The sequence below is a fragment of the Brevundimonas sp. R86498 genome, assembly GCF_044598075.1.
Lineage (GTDB): Bacteria > Pseudomonadota > Alphaproteobacteria > Caulobacterales > Caulobacteraceae > Brevundimonas.
The window spans coordinates 2,156,493-2,176,508 of record NZ_CP139004.1 but is presented as its reverse complement, the minus strand read 5'-3'; the positions used below and the strand labels follow the sequence as shown (position 1 = coordinate 2,176,508).

Below are 20,016 nucleotides of genomic sequence, written 5' to 3'. Positions count from 1 at the left end.
GGTCGGCCGCCGATCAAGCGGCGGCGTCTATCACCCTTGGGCGTCAGCGGCAACGCCAGGCCCGGCCGCGCGGATGATCGCCATGAAATCCTCCGCCTTGAGCGAGGCCCCGCCGACCAGTGCCCCGTCGACCCCGTCAATGGTCAGAAGGTCCGCGGCGTTCGCGGGATTGACCGATCCGCCATACAGGATCGGCACGGCCGTTGCGGCCTCGCCCAGGCGTCGGGACAGGGCGGCGCGGATCGCGGCATGCACTTCGGCGATCTGGTCTGACGTCGGCGTCAGCCCGCTCCCGATCGCCCAGACCGGCTCATAGGCGACCGCGAGGTCCTTCCCCGCAGGAATTTCGGGCAGGGATCCCTCGATCTGGCGAGTGACGACCGCCACGGCCTCGCCGGCCTCATGCTCGGCCAGGGTCTCGCCCACGCACACGATCGGCTCCAGCCCGGCCTGCAGCGCCGCGCCCACCTTGGCCGCTACGTCCGCATCGGTTTCCCCGCACCCGGCCCGGCGTTCCGAATGGCCCAGGATCACCAGCCGCGCGCCTGCGTCGGCCAGCATGGCGGCCGAGACCGAGCCGGTGAAGGCCCCCGAGGCCTCGGCGTGACAATCCTGTCCGCCAACCTGCACGGGGCCGCCATCGAGCGCCCGGGCCATCCGGTCGAGCAGGGTCGTCGGCGGGCACAGCCCCACCGTTGCCGCGGCCGGTTCCGCCGTGAGCGCCTCGCTCACCGCCCGGGCCTCGGACAGCCCGGACGCGAGCCCGTTCATTTTCCAATTGCCGACGATCATCTTCACGCATTGTTTCATGGGGGCCTGTCTAGGCACCGGCTCGCAGCCTGCCAACCCCGGTGCGACGCCCGAAGCTTGCGAGGGTCATGCCCCCTCCCCTATACGGCCCGCTGGCGCTTCTCGCCGCTCGTCCGTCAGGCCCGTCCATGATTACGCTGTTCCGTGACTTCGCGAAGTCCAAATGGGCCATCGGCCTGTTCGTGCTGCTGATTCTCAGCTTCGCCATCGTCGGCGGCTCGCAGACGGACGTCTTCGGTGGCCTCGGGCCCAAACACGTCATCTCGGCCGGCGACCGTTCGGTCGACGCGGCCCAGTTCCGCAGTGAGTTCGAACGCATCCGCGCCAACGCCCAGGAGCAGGAGGGTCGACCCCTGACCACCCAGGACCTGGTCGATGCCGGCGTTCACCTGCGCTATCTGGAGGGCCAGACCCAGCGGCTCGGCTTCCTGGCCTGGGCGCACAAGGTCGGGATCCGCCCCAGCGAGGAGCTGGTGCTGAAGCGCATCCGCGAGATCCCCGCCTTCTTCAACCAGATCACCGGCCAGTTCGACCAGGCCCAGTATGAACAGGCCCTGGCGGCCCAGAACGTCACCCCGGTCCAGCTCGAGGACGAGTTCCGCGACACCGCCGTCAGCGAGCATTTTGCCAGCGCCATCCAGGCCGGCCTGCGCACGCCCCGCATCTATGGTGCCCTGATCGCCGGCCGGGCGCTCGAGGTCCGCGACGGTCGCTGGTTCACCGTCACCCAGGCCATGGCCGGCACGGCCCCCGCCCCAACCGACGCGCAGCTCACGGCCTTCCTTAACGAGAACGCAGCCCAACTGCGTCGGCCCGAGTTCCGCATGGCCTCGGTCATCGTCTTCACCGACGCGCCCGGAGCGGCCGCCCCCGCCATCCCCGAGGCCCGCATCGTCGAGCGTTTCAACTTCCGCAGGGACGGCCTGTCCACCCCGGAGCGCCGCACCTTCACCACCCTGACCGCCCCCGATCGCGCCGGGGCGGACCGGATCGCCGCCGCGCTGCGCGCCGGCCAGTCCCCGGCTGCCGTCGCCGAGGCCAACCGCATCCAGCCCGCCGACTACACCGACCAGCCGCGCAGCGCCGTGCCCGATCCGGCCGTTGCTGCCGCCGTTTTCGACCTGGACGCCGGCGAGATCTCGGCCCCCATTCAGGGCCGCGTCGGCTTCACCGTCGCCCGTCTGGCCGCCATCACCCCGGGCGCGCCCGCGACGCTGGAAGGCACCCGCGAGGCCATCGTCGCCGAGCTTCAGGAAGAGGACGCCAAGGCCCGCGTCTACGGCCGCGTCGAGGCCTATGAGAAGGCCCGTCAGGACGGCAAGACGCTGCAGGCCGCCGTCACCGAGGTCGGGGCCCGGATCGTCCAGCTGCCGCCCTTCACCCAGGATGGCCGCATGCCCGACGGACAACCGCTGCAGGCTCCGCCCCAGCTGATCCAGAACGCCTGGACCCTGACGAAAGGTGCCGAGAGCGAGGTCATCGACGCCGGTCAGGGCCAGTATTTCGTGGTTCGTCTCGACGACATTCGCCCCGCTGCCCTGCCGACTCTCGCCGAGGTCCGCGCGCCGCTGGCCCAGCAATGGACCCTGCGCGAGAACGGCCGTCGCCTGACCGCGAGGGCGGATGCTCTCGCCGCCCGCGTGCGCGGCGGTGAGGACATCGCTGCGGTCGCCGCCTCCGCCGGGGCCACCCTGACGACCCGGACCGGCGTGCAGCAGAACGCCGAGGCGCAGACGGCGCTGGGTCAAGGCGTCCTCGCCGGCCTGTTCGGTCAGGGCCGGGGCCAGGTCTTCACCGGCCCGGCCTCCGAGTCCGCGTTCGTGGTCGGGCGGGTCGATGCCATCCGGGCTGCACCGCCCGCCACGGCCGCGCCCCTCGCCAACCAGATCCGTCCGCGTCTGAGCCAGGACATCGTCCAGGCCGCCGGCGAACAGCTGGTGACCGCCGCCGCACGGGCCTCAAAGGCCGAGAACGATCCCGAGGCCGCCCTGGCGGCGCTGGGCGTCACGGCCCCGGCCGCCGCCGGCACCACGCCCGCGGCCCCCACCCCGGCCCCATGAGCCACGGCGGCGAGGAGACGGACGCGCGCGCGACGGCCCGGCAGGCGCTGGCCGACGGCCGGCCCCAGGTTGTCGTCCGCCGGATCGTCGATGATCTGGAGACGCCGGTCTCGGCCTATCTGAAGGTGGGCTGGGGCCGGCCCCATGCCTTCCTGCTGGAATCGGTCGAGGGCGGGGCCCTGAACGGCCGCTATTCGATCATCACCCTGGATCCCGACGTCGTCTGGCGCTGCCGCGACGGCCAGGCCTCCATGGCCAAGGGCCCGGACATCGCCGCGGGGCGCTACGCTGACCAGTCCGGCGGGGCGCTCGTTTCCCTGCGCGCCCTGATCGCCGAGACCCGCTTCGACCTGCCCGAGGGCTTGCCGCCCATGGCCGCCGGCCTGTTCGGCGTCTTCGGCTATGACATGGTCCGGCTGCTGGAGCCGCTGGGTGCCCCCAATCCCGACCCGCTGGACCTGCCCGACGCCGTCCTGACCCGGCCCTCAATCGTCGCCGTGTTCGATTCGGTCCGCCACGAGATCGTGGTCATGGCCACCGTCTGGCCCGAGGCCGGCCGCGACCCGGAGACGGCCCTGACCCTTGCCGACCAGCGACTGGATGATTTCGAGGCCCGGCTGCGTCGCCCCCTGCTGGCGCGCCAGCCCGTCAGCGAGCCGGAGCCGCTCCAGTTCCGCACCCCCGTCGACGGCGCGGCCTATTCGGCCCTCGTCGCCGCCGGAAAGGACTATATCGCCGCCGGCGACATCTTTCAGGTCGTGCTCAGCCACAGGTTCCGGGCACCCTGGGCCGGCGATCCGTTCGCAGTCTACCGCTCCCTGCGCCGCCAGAACCCCTCGCCCTATCTGTATTTCCTCAACTTCGACGATTTCCAGCTGGCCGGCTCCAGCCCCGAGATCCTCGTGCGGCTGAAGGACGGCGGCGTCACCATCAGGCCCCTGGCCGGGACCCGCCCGCGCGGCGAGACGCCCGAGGCCGACCGCGCCCTGGAGGCCGAGCTTCTGGCCGATCCCAAGGAACGGGCCGAGCATCTGATGCTGCTCGATCTGGGCCGCAACGACGTCGGCCGCGTCGCCGCCCCCGGCAGCGTCCGCGTGACCGAGAGCTTCGTCATCGAACGCTACAGCCAGGTCATGCACATTGTGTCCAATGTCGAGGGTCGGGCCCGGCACGACATCGACGCAGTCGACGCCCTCTTGGCCGCCCTGCCCGCCGGAACCCTGTCCGGGGCCCCCAAGGTCCGGGCCATGGAGATCATCGACGAGCTGGAGACTGAGAAGCGCGGCGTCGGCTACGGCGGCGGCGTCGGCTATATCTCGGCCGGTGGCGAGGCCGACATCTGCATCGTCCTGCGCACCGCCCTGTTCGCGCGCGGCGAGGTCTTCGTCCAGGCCGGCGCGGGCGTGGTGGCCGACAGCGATCCGGCCGCCGAATATGCCGAGACCGAGGCCAAGGCCCGCGCCCCCATGCGCGCCGCCGCCGACGCCTGGCGCTTCGAACTGGGCTCGCCCCTCAACCGGGACGGCGAGATCTAGAGATCAGAGCGGGACACCGGCACGGGATCCTCGATCGCCACGCCGGGCCCCAGGATCATCACCCCGGCCAGAAGCACCGCCGCCGTGGCCGCCAAGGCCGCTGCCCCAAGGGTCCCCAACACGCCGGGACGGTCTTCGGCGACGGTCAGGGCCTCGCGCGCGGCCTCAATCTGCTGGATAGCGGTCGTCATCGAATCGGCTCCGGATCGAGCCTTCATCTCCGGCCGGTCCGGTTAACGATCCGTGTGCGCAACGGTCCGCTTGGCGGGCGGCCCCCCACCCTCTAGAAGCGCCGCATGATCCTCGTCGTCGATAACTACGACAGCTTTACGTACAACCTCGTCCACTACCTCGCGGAGCTGGGCGCGCAGACGCATGTCGTGCGCAACGACGACCTGACGGTCGAGGAGGCCTGGGCCCTGAAACCCGAGGCGGTGCTGCTGTCGCCCGGCCCCTGCGCGCCGGATCAGGCCGGCATCTGCCTGCCCCTGATCACCACGGCCGCTCCCGACATGCCGATCCTGGGCGTCTGCCTCGGCCATCAGGCCATCGGACAGGCCTTCGGTGGCGATGTTGTGCGCGCCAAGGCCCTGATGCACGGCAAGACCTCGCCCATCACCCACGAGAACAAGGGCCTGTTCGCCGGCCTGCCCTCCCCCTTCACGGCCACCCGCTATCACAGCCTCGCCGTCGCCCGGCAGACCCTGCCCAACAGTCTGGACGTCACGGCCTGGACCGAGGACGGCGAGATCATGGGCGTCCAGCATCACGAACGACCCATCCACGGCGTCCAGTTCCACCCGGAATCGATCGCCACCGAGCACGGCCACGCCCTGCTGGCCAACTTCCTCGATCTGGCGGGCGTCAAGCGTCTGGCCATGGTCTGAGGCCGTGAGCGCGGCTCCCGCAGCGGGCGGGTTCAAACCCCTGCTGGCAAAACTGGTCGAGGGCCAGACGCTCAGCGCCGCCGAGGCCGGTGACTTCTTTGCCGCCTGCCTGCGCGGGGAGCCCACCCCCGCCCAGGTCGCCGCCGCCGTCACTGCCCTGCGCATCCGGGGCGAGACGGTAGACGAGATCGCCGCCTTCGCCGGGGCCATGCGCGACGCCGCCCTGACGCTGGACCATCCCTACGACGTCATCGACACCTGCGGCACCGGCGGGGACGGGGCCCACACCTTCAACATCTCGACGGCGGCGGCGCTGGTTCTGGCGGGCGCCGGCCTGAAGGTCGCCAAACACGGCAACCGCGCCATGAGCTCCAAGTCGGGGTCGTCGGACGTGCTGTCGGTTCTGGGCGTGGACCTGACGGCGGGTCTGGCCCAGCAGCGTCAGGCCCTGGATGAAGCCGGCATCGCCTTCCTGTTCGCCCCCTCGTACCACGGGGCCATGCGCCACGTCGGACCGGTCCGGGCCGAGATCGGCTTTCGCACCGTGTTCAACCTGCTGGGGCCCCTGTCCAACCCGGCGGGTGCGAAACGTCAGGTCATGGGCGTCTATGACTCCCGCCTGCTGGAGCCCCTCGCCGAGGTTCTGGGCCGGCTCGGGGCCACCCGCGCCTGGACTGTCCACGGTCAGGGCCTCGACGAACTGACCACCACCGGCCCCAGCGACGTGGCCGAGTGGAAGGACGGCGCGGTCCACCGCTTCACCGTCACGCCCGAAGACGCCGGCCTGCCGCGCGCCGATCTCGACGCCCTGCGCGGCGGTGATGCGGAGGTGAACGCCGCCGCCCTGACCGCCCTGCTGGCGGGCCAGACCGGCCCCTATCGTGACATCGTCCTGCTGAACGCGGCCGCCGCCCTCGTGGTCGCCGACCGGGCCCCGGACCTGAAGGCGGGCGTGGCCCTGGCCGCCGCCGCCATCGACGAGGGCAAGGCCGCCGCCGCCCTCGCCGGCCTCGCCCGGATCACCTCGACACCCCTGCCTGCCGGCGAAGACCAGCCATGACCCCAGCCACGACCGACGTCCTCGCCCGCATCGCCGCCTACAAGCGCGAGGAGGTCGCCGTCCGCAAGGCGGCCCGGTCGCAGGCCGCCATTGAGGCGCTCGCCGCGTCGGCCGACGCCCCGCGCGGCTTCACCGCCGCCCTGCGCCGCCGCGCCGCCCCCGGCCGCCCTGCCCTGATCGCCGAGATCAAGAAGGCCAGTCCGTCCAAGGGTCTGATTCGCGCCGACTTCGACCCGCCCGCCCTCGCCCGCGCCTATGAGGCCGGCGGGGCCGCCTGTCTGTCGGTCCTGACCGACGGCCCCAGCTTCCAGGGCGACGATTCCTATCTCCAGTCCGCCCGGGCGGTTGTTGCCCTGCCCTGTCTGCGCAAGGACTTCCTGGTCGACCCGTGGCAGGTGGCCGAGAGCCGCGCGCTGGGGGCCGACTGTATCCTCATCATCATGGCCATGATCGACGACGCGCTCGCCGCCGACCTGCTGTCCGAGGCCCGCCGGTTCGGCATGGACGCCCTGATCGAGACCCATGACGAGGCCGAGATGGCCCGCGCTGTGGCTCTGAGCGGCGACCTGATCGGCATCAACAACCGCTCCCTGCGGACCTTCGACGTCGATCTGGCGGCGACGCAGCGGCTGGCCCCCCTGTCACCGCCCGGGTCCCTGCTCGTCGCCGAGAGCGGCATCTTCACTCCGGACGATGTCACCGCCGTCGCCGCGGCCGGGGCCTCGGCCATCCTTGTCGGCGAGAGCCTGATGCGGCAACCTGATGTCGCAATGGCAACGCGGGCGCTGCTGGAATGTCAGACCTGATCCTCGCAAAGGTCGACCGGACCCGGTTCTGGACCCTTCTGCCGCTCGCGCCCCTTCTGCTCCTTCCGCAGTTCTTCAGACCTTTGTGGGACGACAACCTTGATGCGGTCGAGCTCGGACTCTGGGCACTGTGCATCGCTGGCGTGCTGGTTGTGATCGGCGCAAGGTTCCGGCCGCTTTTCAAAACGCGGCAGACGGGCAGTGCATCGCTCTGGATCTCTGGGGAGGCCGTGCACAACCTGCTCTGGAAGCAGGCGGTTCCGCTCAGGGCCATCGCAGACGTCCGGGTGAGCCGATCCTTCGGGCAACCGGACACCGTGATGCTGGTGCTCCACGACGGCCGCATCCGGGAGGTGTCCAGCGCCGCCCTCAACGCCTCCGCCCCCGAGATCGCGGGACGCATCCGGGCATCGATCGCTCCGGATTGAACCCCGTTCCCGTTAAGTTGACATTAGGCAAGAACACTTACAGAACATCGGCAACGGTTCACGACTTGTTCTGAAGGCCCACCGCCGATGCTCACGCGCAAACAGCACGAACTCCTCATGTTCATCCATGAGCGGATCAAGGAGACGGGCGTCTCCCCTTCCTTCGACGAGATGAAGGAGGCGCTGGATCTGGCGTCCAAATCCGGCATCCACCGGCTGATCACGGCGCTGGAGGAACGTGGCTTCATCCGCCGCCTCGCCCACCGCGCCCGGGCGCTGGAGGTGACCAAACTGCCGGAACAGGCGACGACGGGCCCCATGCGCGGGCGTCCCGGCTTCACCCCGGCCGTTATCGAGGGCGGCGGCCGTCCCCGCGCCGCCGAGCCCGCCAACGACACCCGCGAACTCGTCCTGGTCGGCAAGATCGCCGCCGGCGTGCCCATCGCCGCCCTGCAGCAGGACCACGGCCGCTATCAGGTGCCCGAGGCCATGCTGGGCGCCGGCGAACACTACATGCTCGAGATCGAGGGCGACTCCATGATCGAGGCCGGGATCCTGAACGGCGATCTGGTTGTGATCAAAAAGGTCGACACCGCCGCCTCCGGCGAGATCGTCGTGGCTCTCGTCGAGGGCGAGGAGGCGACCCTGAAACGCCTGCGCAAGAAGGGTGGCTCCATCGCCCTGGAGCCCGCCAACCGCAACTACGAAACCCGCATCTTCGGCCCCGATCAGGTCGAGGTCCAGGGCAAGCTGGTCGGCCTCATTCGCCGCTACCACTAGGTCCGGGGCTCCACGGCCGCTGACCCCGGACGTCCGCCGTCCAGACCGCGCGCCAGCCCGAGCGCGTACGCCACAGCTCGACCGCCCCGCCGCGCGCGAAGTCGACGCCGTCCAGCACCAGCCGGTCCGCGCAGGCGGCCGGCAGGGCCGCGATTTCGGCCCGTACCGCGACCAGAGGGGCCGACCGGCACAGATCGGCGAGCGCCCCCTCGTCCGGGGCCCGCGTTCCCCACCACAGGGCCACCGGGGCGGCTTCTCCCCCTGGCGCGCAGCCGTACCGTTCACAGGTCCAGCCCTCGACCGGTCTCGGCACCGCCGTCAGGCCCCGCCGCCGCGACCACAGGTCCGAGGCGAAGGTCCGGACCCCCGGCCTCACCACCACCGCCTGATCGCCCGCGCTGAAAGCGGCATTGGTCCCCGCGTCCCCGATCCACACCGTCGGCGTCGGCGCGCGCGGCCAGACCAGCACGGCACAGGCGAACGGCAGCCCCAGCCAGCGCATCCGCCCCCTCCACAGACACAGGATCAGCACCCCCAAAAACGCGATCGGCAGGACATAATCCGGCGCGCTGGCGATCGTCCTTACCGCCCCCGGCAGCCGGGCCGTCCAGTGGCCGACCGCCAGCATGGCGTCCACCCCCTGCCCGGCCCCCCACAGGAAGGGCCCGCCCAGCCCCACCGGCTCCAGCAGGACGCCCAGGGCCAGCGCCGGCATCATGACGAAATCGGCGATCGGCGAGGTCAGGAGATTGGCGACCAGCCCGTACATCGCCGCCCGGTTGAAATGCTGGACCGCGAACGGTCCGGTCGCCGCCCCCGCCACCAGACTGGCCATGACCGCCAACGTCAGCCAGTGCCGCGCATTCTGGAGGGCCGCGATCGGCCACGGCACCGACAGCTCCCGGATCCGCGGCGGCCATACCTCCGCCAGCGCCACCAGCGCCGCCGTGGCCGCGAACGACATCTGGAACCCCGGCGTCACGATCGCCTCCGGCTGCAGGATCAGCACAACCATCGCCGCCACCGCCAGCGCCTGCATGGTGATCGCCTGCCGGTCCAGCAGGATGGCGGCAAAGGCCACCGAGGCGGTGATCGCCGCCCGCTGCGCGGGTGCCGGCGCGCCTGAGAGCACCAGATAGCTCCACACCGCCACCAGCCCGGCCACGGCCGCGATCTTCTTGCCCGACACCCGCAGCGCCAGCCACGGCCAGGCGGCCACGCCGAGTCTGACCGAGAAGAAGGCGAACCCGCCCACGATCGCCATATGCAGACCGGATATCGACAGGATGTGGGCAAGGCCCGAGTCCCGCATGGCATCCAGATCCTCGCGCGCGATCCAGGTCTCGTGGCCGGTCGTCATGGCCGCCGCGATCCCACCCGTCCGCGTCCCCAGCCGGTCTACGATCCGCCTTGCCAGACCGAACCGCACCGCGTTGACCGCCATGGTCAGCCTGACCGGCCACGGCGGCGACGACAGGTCCGCCGGTCGGGTGTCGGACAAGGCGAAGGCCGTCCCACCCAGCCGCTGATAGAAGGCATTGCGCCCGAAATCATAAGCCCCCGGACTGGCCGGCGGCGGAGGCGGATTCAGGATGGCGAACAGCCGGACGGGCGTGCCCGGTATGGGTGGATCGCCGCGAACCGTCGCCCGAAGCCGGACCGGTGTGGCCTCAGGCGTCAGCCCCCGGATCCACACAGGGGCCAGCACCACCCGGTGCCCCCGCTCGCCCGGGCTGTCGACATCCATAACCCAGGCCTCCAGCGTCACGGGTGCCTCGAAGGCCGGTGCGATCGGGGCCGTAACCCGGTCGGTCCGCAGCTTTGCCGCGGCCAGGCCCAGCGCCAGACACGCCAGCAGCATCAGCGGCAAGGTGGCCGCCCGTCCCCAACCGTGACGCCGCGCCCACAGCCAGAGTCCCGTCGCGATCCCGGCGGCGACAACCAGCGGCTGGACCGGCGGCTCCTGCTTCAAGGCGAAATAGACCGCCGCCCCGGCCCCGAACGCCACGGGGGCCCACAGCCGCCAGCGCAGACCCTGCGTGCCGATCTCCTTCCGCACCCCGTCGCGGATCCGTTCGGCCAGACTAGGCTTTGGCGCGTCGGGGGGTATAAGGGCCGCCCCTTCGGACGCCCTTGCCATGCCCTCATCCTCCCCCTCCGCCCGGGTTGTCACCCGCTTCGCCCCTTCCCCCACCGGCTATCTGCACATAGGCGGCGCGAGAACTGCGCTTTTCAACTACCTTTATGCGAAAGGCCGGGGCGGCAAATTCCTCGTCCGGATCGAGGACACCGACCGCGAGCGCTCCACCGATGACGCGGTCAAGGCCATTTTCGACGGCCTCAGCTGGCTGGAACTGTTCGCCGATGAGGAGCCGGTGTTCCAGCATGCCCGCGCCGACCGCCACCGCGCGGTCGTCGACGCCCTGCTGGAGGCCGGAGCCGCCTATCGCGACTACACCTCGGCGGAGGAGACCGGCCGTCTGCGCGACGAGGCCAAGGCCGCCCGCACGACCTTCGAATCGCCGTGGCGCGACCGCCAGCCCACCGTCGATGACCTGTCCCGGCCCCACGTCGTCCGTTTCCGCCGCCCCCTGCCCGGCCGGACCGTGGTCATGGACGCTGTCCAGGGCGAGGTCAGCTGGGACAATGCCGATCTGGACGATCTGGTCCTGCTGCGATCGGACGGCAATCCGACCTACAACCTCGCCGTCGTCGCCGACGACCACGACATGGGCGTCACCCATGTCATCCGGGGCGACGACCATCTGAACAACGCCGCCCGCCAGTCGCTGATCTATGACGCCCTCGGCTGGGACCGGCCGGTGTTCGCCCACATCCCCCTGATCCACGGCCCGGACGGCGCGAAACTGTCTAAGCGCCACGGGGCCCAGGCCGTCCACGAATATGCCGAGATGGGCTATCTGCCCGAGGCCATGCGCAACTATCTGGCCCGGTTGGGCTGGGCCCATGGCGACGACGAGCTGTTCAGCGATGACCAGGCCCGCGAATGGTTCGATCTGGACGGCATCGGCAAGGCCCCGGCCCGGCTGGACTTCGACAAGCTCGCCCACGTCAACGCCCACTGGCTGCGACTGGCGGACGACGCCCGCCTGGCCGGCCTGACCCTGGATGCCCATCTGGCCACCGGCGCCCCCCTGAACGAGGGTGACGAGGTCCGGCTGCAACAGGCCATTCCCTTCGTGAAGGACCGGGCCAGGACCCTGATCGAGCTCGCGGCCCAGACTGCCTTCGTACTCCGGACCCGCCCGCTGGCCCTCGACGACAAGGCCCGCGCCCTGCTCTCCGGCGAGACTCATGAGCGCATCGCCCGGGTCCGCGCCCGCCTGGCCCTGTTCGAAAGCTGGGACGTCTTCGCCCTCGAGGCCGAGCTGAAAGCCTTCGCAGAAGAGGAAGGCGTCGGCTTCGGCAAGATCGGCCCGCCCATGCGCGCGGCCCTTACCGGCGGGGCCGCATCGCCCGATATCGCCCGCACCCTTTCGGCCCTTGGCCGCGAAGAGGCGCTCGGGCGCTTGGATGATGCGCTGCAACAGACTAAGTGATCACCCATAACAAATCAGGGTCCGGGTGCTCCCGTCCGGACCGAACACTCATCACAAGAGGGCGCGCCTGATGACCGAAGCTTCCAAACCCGCCGGTTCGGCAAACTTGACCTACGGTGATGTCTCCGTTGATCTGCCGGTCCTGTCGGGCTCGACTGGCCCGAATGTCATCGACATCCGCAAGCTCTATGCGGCCACCGACGCGTTCACCTACGATCCCGGCTTCACCTCGACGGCCTCGTGCGAAAGCGCCCTGACCTTCATCGACGGCGACATCGGCACCCTGCTGCACCGCGGCTATCCGATCGACCAGCTCGCCTCGCAGTCGAACTTCGTCGAGGTCTGCCACCTGCTGCTGCACGGCGAGCTCCCGACCGCCGCCCAGTATGAGGCGTTCGAACGCAGCATCACCATGCACACGATGCTGCATTCACAGTTCGACCGCTTCTTCGACGGCTTCCGCCGCGATGCCCACCCGATGGCCATCATGGTCGGCACGGTCGGGGCCCTGTCAGCCTTCTATCACGACAGCCTGGACATTCATGATCCGGTCCAGCGCAACATCTCGGCCATCCGCCTGATTGCCAAGATGCCGACCATCGCGGCCCGGGCCTACAAATATCACATCGGCCAGCCCTTCGTTTCGCCGCGCAACGACCTGAACTACGCCGAGAACTTCCTGCGCATGTGCTTCGCCGTTCCGGCCGAGGACTATGTGGTGAACCCGATCCTGGCCAAGGCCATGGACCGCATCTTCATGCTGCATGCGGATCACGAGCAGAACGCCTCGACCTCGACCGTGCGGCTTGCAGGCTCCTCGGGGGCCAACCCCTTCGCCTGTATCGCCGCCGGCATCGCCTGCCTGTGGGGCCCGTCGCACGGCGGGGCCAACGAGGAGGCGCTGAACATGCTCAAGGAAATCGGCACCCCGGACAAGATCCCGGAGTTCATCGAGGGCGTGAAGGCCAAGAAATACAAGCTGATGGGCTTCGGCCACCGGGTCTACAAGAACTACGACCCGCGCGCCAAGGTGATGCAGGAGAGCGCCCACGAGGTGCTCAAGGCGGTCGGTGACCCCAACGATCCCCTGCTGCAGGTCGCGATGGAGCTGGAACGCGTCGCCCTGAACGACGAGTATTTCATCGAGCGCAAGCTGTTCCCGAACGTCGACTTCTATTCGGGCATCACCCTGTCGGCGATGGGCTTCCCGACCTCGATGTTCACCGTGCTGTTCTCGCTGGCCCGTACGGTCGGCTGGATCGCCCAGTGGCAGGAAATGATGGCCGATCCCGGCCAGAAGATCGGCCGTCCCCGCCAGCTCTACACCGGCCCGGTCGAGCGCGACTACGTCCCGATCCAGAACCGGGGCTGAGTGGCTGTCGGTCTGAGACGATGACCGACCTCGATTTTCGACATGACGGGGCGCAGCGATTTCGCTGCGCCCTTTCTTCTGCGCAGTGTGCAGACCTAACGGGCACCCTCTCACACCTGCCCGAAGAGGTTGCCGGTATCCGTCTGGCCGGACTTTCCGACCTCCGCCCGATGCTGGGGCGGGACGGTCCCGTGGGTTCCGTTGCGAGCGAGTTGATCGGCACCGGTGCGTTCCCGGTCAGGGCCGTATTGTTCGACAAGACTGCCGCCGCGAACTGGAACCTCGCATGGCATCAGGACCGGACCGTTGTCGTTCGCGAACGCCACGACACACCCGGCTATGGGCCATGGTCGGTCAAGGCCGGTCTGACCCATGTGGCCCCGCCGTTCAGGGTCCTGGCCTCCATGGCGACACTGAGGGTCCATCTTGATGACGTTGATGCAGACAACGCCCCCCTGCTGATTGCCCCCGGCTCGCATCTTGAAGGCCAACTTGCCGAGTATTCCATTCCAGGCACCGTCGGACGCCTTGGGACCAGCGTGTGCCTCGCCGAGGCCGGGGACATCTGGGCCTACGCCACACCCATCCTCCATGCTTCAAAACCCGCAGTCCGGCCCCGCCGGCGGCGGGTGCTGCAGGTCGATTATGCCTGCCATCCACTGGACGGCGATCTTGAATGGATGGGTATCCTGTAGCCGAACGTGCCACTGGCAGGAATCGCCAGCCGTCTTTCGGCTGTCCGGACACGATCGTCGGCCTGTCCGGACAAGACTTGGCTGGCTTCCGACGGGGACGTCCGCAGACATCCCGTCATGACCTCGACATCACCCCGCACCCCACCTGCCCCCGCCGCCGGACCAGCCCCGCCGGACGCCCGCTGGGAAATTGGCGAAGCGGCGCGCACCGTCGCGGTCGGCCTCTGCGCCGCGGTCCTGATCCAGACCGTGGCCTTCCAGCCCTTCACCATCCCCTCGGCCTCGATGGAGCCGGGGCTGGTCGTCGGGGACTATCTGGTGGTGTCGAAGTTCGCCTACGGCTGGAGCCGGGCCTCGCTGCCCTTCAACCCGTCCCTGCCTGCGGGACGCCTCTTTGAACGACTGCCCAGACGCGGCGATGTCGTCGTGTTCCGACGCCCCGCCAACCCCCGCGAAATCTGGATCAAGCGGGTCATCGGCCTGCCCGGCGACCGGGTCGAGGTGGCTGGCGGCACAGTGCGCGTCAACGGCCAGCCCCTGCCGCAACGGGTGATCGGGCCCGGTATCGACCTCGACGCACCCGAACGGCCGGTCCTGCGCGTCGAGGAGCGTCAGCCGGACGGCCAAACCTATGTGACCTTCGACGCCGGTACCGTCCTGGCCGGCGACGACCGCCCGGCCCAGATCGTGCCGGCGGGACAGCTGTTCGTCATGGGCGATCACCGCGACAACTCACTGGACAGCCGCTGGGCGGGCGATGTCGGTGTCGGCCTGCTGCCGGTCACCAACCTCGTCGGTCGGGCCGAGTTTGTGGTCGCCTCATGGAAGCCGGGCGCGGCCCTCTACAAGCCCTGGACATGGTTCAACCTGCGTCCCGGCCGGCTGGCGCAAAGGATCCGCTAGCGGTCCTGAAACTCGGCGAAGGTCACCACGCCGTCGCGGTCCGCATCCATCCGGTCGAAGTCCGCCCGGGACCCCGGCAGAGCCTGGGCGATCGAGGGCACCGCGATGGCCCCGAGGGCGACGCCCGCGATCGCGGCCGCCAGCGCCTGCCAGCCGGTTCGTGACCGGCGACCGCGAGGCCCGGCGACCTCACGCTCGATCAGGGTCCGGACGACCTCGCTGGCCGTCAGACCGGAGGCATGGCACCGGTCCATGAAGGCCGTCTTCGCGGCATGGGGCAGCCGGACTTCCAGCGTTTCGCTCTTCTTGGGCGGGCGGGGCGGGGTCATTTGACGATCATCCGGCAAAGGTCAGGGACCCAGGCTAGCGCCCGGGAGGCCGCCGATCCAGTGGTCAGCTCCCGCAACATGCGGAGCCCACGGGCCAGGGGTCGACGCGCACGATCGGAACGAATGCCGACGCTCCGGCTTTGACTCCCCATGCTGCAGGCCGCCCTCCGGGTCCCCAGCCTTCTTCTCGCGATCTTCGTCCTCATGACAGGGTCGGGCTTTCTCTCGACCCTCATCACCCTGCGTCTGCAGGATCAGGGCACCGACGCGATGGTCATCGCCGGGGTGACGGCCGCCTATTTCGCGGGACTCACCCTCGGCGCGGTGCGGATCCCGCGTCTGATCAACCGGGTCGGCCATATCCGCGGCTTCGCGGCCTTCGCCTCCCTCTATTCGGCGACGGCGCTGGCCTATGCCCTGGTGCCCGGACCCCTGCCCTGGATCGGCCTTCGCCTGATCGACGGGATCTGCGTTGCCGCCATCTTCATCTGTCTGGAGAGCTGGCTGAACGAACGGGCCGAGGCCCGCAGTCGGGGAACCACGCTCGCCGCCTATATGATGGCGCTCTATCTCGGCCAGGCGCTGGGCCAGCAGTTCCTGCGTCTGGCCCCCGAGGCACCCGCCCTTCCCTTCCTGCTCGCCTCCGTCCCCATCTCGCTTGCGGTGATCCCCATTGCCCTGACGCGGATGAGCGGGCCAGTCATCGCGGAACAGTTGCCGATCCGGATCGGACGCCTCTACGCCGCCTCGCCCCTTGGCTTCGTTGGTGCGGTCGCCAGCGGCGTGATGCTCGGTGCCGTCTATGGCCTCGGCGCGGTCTACGCCCGCCGGCTCGGCCTGTCGGTCGCCGACACCGCCACCTTCATGAGCGTCCTGATCGTCGGCGGCGTGGCGCTGCAATGGCCGCTGGGCTGGCTGTCGGACCGGTTTGAGCGCCGCCGGATCGTGGTCGCGACCATCGCCGGCTGCGTCATCGTCACCGGTCTGCTGTCAGCGCTCGGGCCGGGCTGGCCCCTGTTCGTTGCCGCCGCCCTGTTCGGGGGCCTGGGCTTCGCCCTGTATCCGCTGTCGGTGGCGCATACCAACGACCACCTGGCCCCTGCGGAACGGGTCGCGGCCGCAGGCGGGCTGGTCCTCATCTATTCGCTTGGGGCCGCGACCGGGCCGTTGATCGCCGGGGCGGCGATGGGGCTCATCGGGCCGCGGGGACTGTTCCTCGCGGTGTGCGCCTGCGCCGGCGCCGCCCTGGTCTTCGCCCTGTGGCGCCAGATTGCCCGCCCGCCCGTGCCTGCGGACCTGCAGCAGCCCTGGCGCGTCCTGCCGCGCACAACCCCCGTCGCCGCCACTCTCGAAGACCGTCCGGAACCCGACGCTCCGGCCCCGAAAGGAGACCCCGCATGACCCATGACGCCGCCCCCCCGACCCCGGTCGATCAAGGCACGGTCCGACGGGCCATCGCCGCCTCAGCCCTCGGCAATGCCACCGAATGGTTCGATTACGGGATCTATGCCTATGGCGTGACCTTCATCTCGGCCGCCCTGTTTCCCGGCGAGGCCGGCACGGCCACCCTGTTCGCGCTCGGCACCTTCGCCATCTCTTTTCTGGTGCGCCCGCTCGGCGGCCTGTTCTGGGGCCCGCTCGGCGACCGGCTGGGCCGCAAGTCGGTGCTGGCCCTGACCATCGTCCTGATGGCCGGAGCCACCTTCTGCGTCGGGCTTATTCCCGACTATGACGCCATCGGCCTGTGGGCCCCGGCCCTTCTGATTCTGCTGCGGATGGTCCAGGGCTTCTCGACCGGCGGCGAGTACGGCGGGGCGGCGACCTTCATGGCCGAATATTCGCCCGACGACCGGCGTGGCTTCTACGGCAGCTTCCTCGAGGTCGGCACCCTGGCCGGCTACGCCCTCGGGGCCCTGCTGATGCTGGGCTTTTCCCTCGCGCTGGGCGAGGCGGCGATGACCGACTGGGGCTGGCGCATCCCCTTCTTCGTCGCCGGCCCCATGGGGCTGATCGGCCTGTATCTGCGCTCGCGCATGGAGGACACGCCCGTGTTTCGCGAGATCGAGGCCCACGGAGACGCCGAGACCAACACGGGCGGCGAGCTGCGCGACCTGTTCCGCGACTACTGGCGGCCGCTGCTGGTCATGGGCGGCATGGTGGTCGCCCTGAACGTCGTCAACTACACCCTGCTCAGCTACATGCCGACCTATCTGCAGCGGCGGCTCGACCTCTCGACCAACATGGCCCTCGTCGTGCCCATCATCGGCATGCTGTTCATGATGGTCTTCCTGCCCTTTGCCGGAAAGCTGTCGGACCGGATCGGGCGCAAGCCCCTGTGGTGGTTCTCGCTGATCGGCCTGTTCGCGGCCGTCATCCCCGCCTACCTGCTGATGGACACGGGCCTGGTCGGGGCCATCCTCGGCTTTGCCCTGCTGGGCCTGCTGTTCGTGCCGCAGCTGGCCACCATCTCGGCCACCTTCCCGGCGATGTTCCCGACCCATGTGCGGTTCGCCGGCTTCGCCATCGCCTACAACCTGTCGACCTCCCTGTTCGGCGGCACGGCACCGGCGGCCAACAGCTGGCTGATCGGCGCGACCGGCAACACCCTGATTCCCGCCTGCTACATGATGGCCGCCTGCGTCGTGGGCGCGGTGTCGGTGTTTTTCCTGACCGAGACCGCCGGCCAGTCGCTCCGCGGCACGCGCCTGCCCGGAGCGGCAAGCGCCCCGGTCTCCGGGGTGGTCAGGACCCGATAGTCAGGCGGGATCAGGCGACGGCCGACGGGCGGCGACAACCCCCAGCACCGCCTCCGCCGCGATCTCGGACGGATCGCGCCCCTCGCGGCCCATCCGGTCCAGGGCGGCCGTCTGTCGCGCCGCCTGCGCCGCCCGGGCCTCCGGATCGGCCAGCAGCCGGCCGACCTCGGCCGCGACTTTCCCCGGGGTCGCATCGGACTGGATCAGCTCCCTGGCGATCTCCTCGTCGGCCGCATGGTTGAACAGGGTCGCGTACTTGCCGGTGAAGAAGGGCTTCATGATCGCATAGCTGACCGGCCCGAAACGATAGCCGATCACCATGGGGGCTCCGGCCAGGGCCAGTTCTGTCGAGACCGTGCCGCTGGTGGCCAGGGCCACCGTGGCCGCCTTCATCGCCGCATATTTGTCGCCCTCGCCCACCACATGGGCCCGGAAGGGCCAGGCCGCGACCCGGGCGGTCACATCCTCGGCCACCGTCCCGGCCGCGACCACCACCACGGCCAGGGCGGGGTTCTCCGCCTTCAGCCGGGCGACCGCCGCCTCGTAAACTGGCGTCATCAGCCGGATCTCGGTTGGCCGGCTGCCCGGCAACACGAGCAGCAGCGGCGCATCCGGCGCGATCCCCCGGGCCTTGCGAAAGGCCACAGGATCGGCCCCGCTCATGTCGACATGCAGGGCCTGTGAGCCCACCACGGTGGTGGCCAGCCCCTCACGTTCGAACCATGGCGCGTCAAAGGCATACAGGGCCAGCAGGTGATCCACCGCCGCCGCCAGGGTCTTCGCCCGCCCCGGCCGCGAGGCCCAGACCTGCGGTCCCACATATTTTATCAGCTTCACATCCGGCAGGACGGCCCGGATCGCCTTGGCCACCCGGATGGTGAAGCCCCAGCTGTCGATCAGGACGACGGCCTCCGGCCGCTCGCGCACCGCCAGCGCCACCGTGTCCGCCACGCGCGCCTTGACCCGGCCATAGGCCCGCAGGCCTTCCAGCCAGCCCATGATGGACAGTTCGGCGATGTCGAACGGGCTGTCGATACCCTCGGCGGCCATCTTCGGTCCTCCGACCCCGACCAGGGCGACGTTCGGCTGCCGCGCACGCAGGGCCCCCGCCAGCCCCGCCCCCAGAGCATCGCCCGAGGCCTCCGCCGCCACCAGCATGATCTTCATGACCGGTCCTCGCCCCACACGAACAGCCCCAGCCGGTCGGCCGCCTCGACGATGGCGGCCCGGTCGATCAGGATCAGCCGTCCCGCGATCCCGCCGACCCCGGCCAGCCCGGCCGCCGCCGCCATCTCGACCGTGCGCGTGCCGATCACCGGCATGTCGACCCTCAGGTCCTGAATGGGCTTGGGGGCCTTGCCCAGCGCGCCCTTCGGGGCCCCGGCGCTTCCTCTCAGATCGGCGGGCAGGCCTGCGACCCGGGCCAGCATGGCGTCGGTGCCTTCCTGGGCCTCGACCGCCAGCACCAGACCGTCACAGACGACGGCCCCTTGCCCGATATCCAGTTCACCCGCCTTTTCCGCCACATGCAGGGCCTTCTTCAGATCCGCCAGCTGCACCGCGTCCGGCTGGACGCGCCCCAGCGCCCCGGCCGGCAGGGTGTCGCCTCCAAGGATGTCGTCGGCCCCCTCGATGGCATAGCCCTCGGCCTCGAAGATCGACAGGATCTTGCGCAGCAGGGCGTCGTCGCCCCGGGTCGCCGCCGCGATGATGCCGGGCAACAGGGTCGCCCCCTTCAGATCGGGCTTCAGCGCCTTGAAATCCGGCCGGCTGACCGTGCCGGCGAAACAGACCGCCGTGCAGCCTGCTGCCTTCAGGGCCGACAGCACCTTGCCGATCTCGGCCATCCCGGCCTCGATTCCGGTATAGCGGACAAGATGGGGGTCGGCGAAGCTGGTCAGGCGGACGACGAAGAGCGGCCGGGCTTCCACATCGCACCGGGCCGCGATGGCCAGCGGAAGCGCGCCGCCGCCCGCGATCAGACCCAGTTTGCCCGCGCTCAAGACCCGCCTCCCGGGCCAAAGCGCGCGCTTGG

General features: G+C 70.0%; 19 protein-coding genes. 13 read left to right on the top strand and 6 right to left on the bottom strand.

Annotated features, from left to right (window positions below):
- Positions 1-30 precede the first annotated feature (30 nt).
- Complete coding sequence (tpiA, locus tag SJY26_RS10660; protein WP_396593014.1) at positions 31-810, bottom strand: triose-phosphate isomerase; 780 nt, start codon at positions 808-810, stop codon at positions 31-33.
- 128 nt (positions 811-938) lie between these two features.
- Here tpiA and SJY26_RS10655 point away from each other — a divergent pair, with 128 nt between their 5' ends.
- The gene (locus SJY26_RS10655) at positions 939-2,870 is read left to right on the top strand and encodes a peptidyl-prolyl cis-trans isomerase (protein ID WP_396593013.1); all 1,932 of its coding nucleotides are present in this window, start codon (positions 939-941) and stop codon (positions 2,868-2,870) included.
- The gene (gene trpE, locus SJY26_RS10650; protein ID WP_396593012.1) at positions 2,867-4,405 is read left to right on the top strand and encodes an anthranilate synthase component I; all 1,539 of its coding nucleotides are present in this window, start codon (positions 2,867-2,869) and stop codon (positions 4,403-4,405) included. The genes SJY26_RS10655 and trpE overlap by 4 nt, the downstream gene beginning before the upstream one ends.
- Here the strand turns inward: trpE and SJY26_RS10645 are convergent.
- Positions 4,402-4,596 (bottom strand): peptidoglycan-binding protein, encoded by a 195-nt coding sequence (locus SJY26_RS10645; protein WP_396593011.1) that lies wholly within the window; start codon positions 4,594-4,596, stop codon positions 4,402-4,404. The genes trpE and SJY26_RS10645 overlap by 4 nt on opposite strands.
- Positions 4,597-4,701: 105 nt before the next feature.
- Between SJY26_RS10645 and SJY26_RS10640 the strand changes: the two genes are divergently transcribed.
- The 5 genes from SJY26_RS10640 (at position 4,702) to lexA (ending at position 8,366) form a co-directional block, all read left to right on the top strand.
- A complete protein-coding gene (locus tag SJY26_RS10640) occupies positions 4,702-5,292 on the top strand; it encodes an anthranilate synthase component II (RefSeq protein WP_396593010.1) in 591 nt (196 codons plus the stop codon).
- 4 nt (positions 5,293-5,296) lie between these two features.
- Positions 5,297-6,352: an anthranilate phosphoribosyltransferase gene (gene trpD / locus SJY26_RS10635; RefSeq protein WP_396593009.1), complete on the top strand. Its 1,056-nt coding sequence runs from the start codon at positions 5,297-5,299 to the stop codon at positions 6,350-6,352.
- Positions 6,349-7,158 carry an indole-3-glycerol phosphate synthase TrpC gene (gene trpC, locus SJY26_RS10630; RefSeq protein WP_396593008.1) on the top strand — a complete coding sequence of 270 codons (810 nt, stop codon included), beginning with the start codon at positions 6,349-6,351 and terminating at the stop codon, positions 7,156-7,158. Before trpD ends, trpC begins: the two co-directional genes overlap by 4 nt.
- A complete protein-coding gene (locus SJY26_RS10625) occupies positions 7,146-7,586 on the top strand; it encodes a hypothetical protein (RefSeq protein WP_396593007.1) in 441 nt (146 codons plus the stop codon). The genes trpC and SJY26_RS10625 overlap by 13 nt, the downstream gene beginning before the upstream one ends.
- 87 nt (positions 7,587-7,673) lie before the next feature.
- Positions 7,674-8,366: a transcriptional repressor LexA gene (lexA, locus tag SJY26_RS10620; RefSeq protein WP_396593006.1), complete on the top strand. Its 693-nt coding sequence runs from the start codon at positions 7,674-7,676 to the stop codon at positions 8,364-8,366.
- Here lexA and SJY26_RS10615 read toward each other — a convergent pair.
- Positions 8,347-10,506, bottom strand: a complete 2,160-nt coding sequence (locus SJY26_RS10615; protein WP_396593005.1) for a ComEC/Rec2 family competence protein — start codon at positions 10,504-10,506, stop codon at positions 8,347-8,349. The genes lexA and SJY26_RS10615 overlap by 20 nt on opposite strands.
- On the opposite strand from SJY26_RS10615, the gene gltX reads away from it, so the two are divergent.
- From gltX to lepB, 4 genes are all read left to right on the top strand, one after another.
- Positions 10,505-11,926, top strand: coding sequence for a glutamate--tRNA ligase (gene gltX, locus SJY26_RS10610; RefSeq protein ID WP_396593004.1), 1,422 nt, complete (start codon positions 10,505-10,507; stop codon positions 11,924-11,926). The two genes, SJY26_RS10615 and gltX, sit on opposite strands and share 2 nt — an antisense overlap.
- Before the next feature lie 70 nt (positions 11,927-11,996).
- Positions 11,997-13,298 (top strand): citrate synthase, encoded by a 1,302-nt coding sequence (gene gltA / locus SJY26_RS10605; protein WP_396593003.1) that lies wholly within the window; start codon positions 11,997-11,999, stop codon positions 13,296-13,298.
- A 20-nt stretch (positions 13,299-13,318) separates the two neighbouring features.
- Complete coding sequence (locus SJY26_RS10600) at positions 13,319-13,993, top strand: phytanoyl-CoA dioxygenase family protein (protein WP_396593002.1); 675 nt, start codon at positions 13,319-13,321, stop codon at positions 13,991-13,993.
- Between the two features lie 117 nt (positions 13,994-14,110).
- The gene (gene lepB, locus SJY26_RS10595; protein WP_396593001.1) at positions 14,111-14,896 is read left to right on the top strand and encodes a signal peptidase I; all 786 of its coding nucleotides are present in this window, start codon (positions 14,111-14,113) and stop codon (positions 14,894-14,896) included.
- On the opposite strand, the gene SJY26_RS10590 is transcribed toward lepB, so the two are convergent.
- Positions 14,893-15,225, bottom strand: coding sequence for an EF-hand domain-containing protein (locus SJY26_RS10590; protein WP_396593000.1), 333 nt, complete (start codon positions 15,223-15,225; stop codon positions 14,893-14,895). The genes lepB and SJY26_RS10590 overlap by 4 nt on opposite strands.
- A 150-nt stretch (positions 15,226-15,375) precedes the next feature.
- Between SJY26_RS10590 and SJY26_RS10585 the strand changes: the two genes are divergently transcribed.
- Both SJY26_RS10585 and SJY26_RS10580 read left to right on the top strand, forming a co-directional pair.
- On the top strand, positions 15,376-16,626 hold the full coding sequence (locus tag SJY26_RS10585; RefSeq protein WP_396592999.1) for an MFS transporter: 1,251 nt from the start codon (positions 15,376-15,378) through the stop codon (positions 16,624-16,626).
- Positions 16,623-17,981 carry an MFS transporter gene (locus SJY26_RS10580; RefSeq protein WP_396592998.1) on the top strand — a complete coding sequence of 453 codons (1,359 nt, stop codon included), beginning with the start codon at positions 16,623-16,625 and terminating at the stop codon, positions 17,979-17,981. Before SJY26_RS10585 ends, SJY26_RS10580 begins: the two co-directional genes overlap by 4 nt.
- Here the strand turns inward: SJY26_RS10580 and lpxB are convergent, their stop codons facing one another.
- Positions 17,982-19,148 carry a lipid-A-disaccharide synthase gene (lpxB, locus tag SJY26_RS10575; protein WP_396592997.1) on the bottom strand — a complete coding sequence of 389 codons (1,167 nt, stop codon included), beginning with the start codon at positions 19,146-19,148 and terminating at the stop codon, positions 17,982-17,984.
- Positions 19,145-19,984 (bottom strand): LpxI family protein, encoded by an 840-nt coding sequence (locus tag SJY26_RS10570; protein WP_396592996.1) that lies wholly within the window; start codon positions 19,982-19,984, stop codon positions 19,145-19,147. The genes lpxB and SJY26_RS10570 overlap by 4 nt, the downstream gene beginning before the upstream one ends.
- Positions 19,985-20,016: the final 32 nt, after the last annotated feature.

Coding starts and splice junctions, on each gene's coding strand:
- lexA (WP_396593006.1), top strand. CDS start 7,674: ATGCTCACGCGCAAACAGCACGAACTCCTCATGTTCATCCATGAGCGG.
- tpiA (WP_396593014.1), bottom strand. CDS start 810: ATGAAACAATGCGTGAAGATGATCGTCGGCAATTGGAAAATGAACGGG.
- SJY26_RS10655 (WP_396593013.1), top strand. CDS start 939: ATGATTACGCTGTTCCGTGACTTCGCGAAGTCCAAATGGGCCATCGGC.
- SJY26_RS10600 (WP_396593002.1), top strand. CDS start 13,319: ATGACCGACCTCGATTTTCGACATGACGGGGCGCAGCGATTTCGCTGC.
- SJY26_RS10625 (WP_396593007.1), top strand. CDS start 7,146: ATGTCAGACCTGATCCTCGCAAAGGTCGACCGGACCCGGTTCTGGACC.
- SJY26_RS10585 (WP_396592999.1), top strand. CDS start 15,376: ATGCTGCAGGCCGCCCTCCGGGTCCCCAGCCTTCTTCTCGCGATCTTC.
- trpC (WP_396593008.1), top strand. CDS start 6,349: ATGACCCCAGCCACGACCGACGTCCTCGCCCGCATCGCCGCCTACAAG.
- SJY26_RS10580 (WP_396592998.1), top strand. CDS start 16,623: ATGACCCATGACGCCGCCCCCCCGACCCCGGTCGATCAAGGCACGGTC.
- lpxB (WP_396592997.1), bottom strand. CDS start 19,148: ATGAAGATCATGCTGGTGGCGGCGGAGGCCTCGGGCGATGCTCTGGGG.
- trpE (WP_396593012.1), top strand. CDS start 2,867: ATGAGCCACGGCGGCGAGGAGACGGACGCGCGCGCGACGGCCCGGCAG.
- SJY26_RS10640 (WP_396593010.1), top strand. CDS start 4,702: ATGATCCTCGTCGTCGATAACTACGACAGCTTTACGTACAACCTCGTC.
- lepB (WP_396593001.1), top strand. CDS start 14,111: ATGACCTCGACATCACCCCGCACCCCACCTGCCCCCGCCGCCGGACCA.
- SJY26_RS10645 (WP_396593011.1), bottom strand. CDS start 4,596: ATGACGACCGCTATCCAGCAGATTGAGGCCGCGCGCGAGGCCCTGACC.
- gltA (WP_396593003.1), top strand. CDS start 11,997: ATGACCGAAGCTTCCAAACCCGCCGGTTCGGCAAACTTGACCTACGGT.
- gltX (WP_396593004.1), top strand. CDS start 10,505: ATGCCCTCATCCTCCCCCTCCGCCCGGGTTGTCACCCGCTTCGCCCCT.
- SJY26_RS10615 (WP_396593005.1), bottom strand. CDS start 10,506: ATGGCAAGGGCGTCCGAAGGGGCGGCCCTTATACCCCCCGACGCGCCA.
- SJY26_RS10590 (WP_396593000.1), bottom strand. CDS start 15,225: ATGACCCCGCCCCGCCCGCCCAAGAAGAGCGAAACGCTGGAAGTCCGG.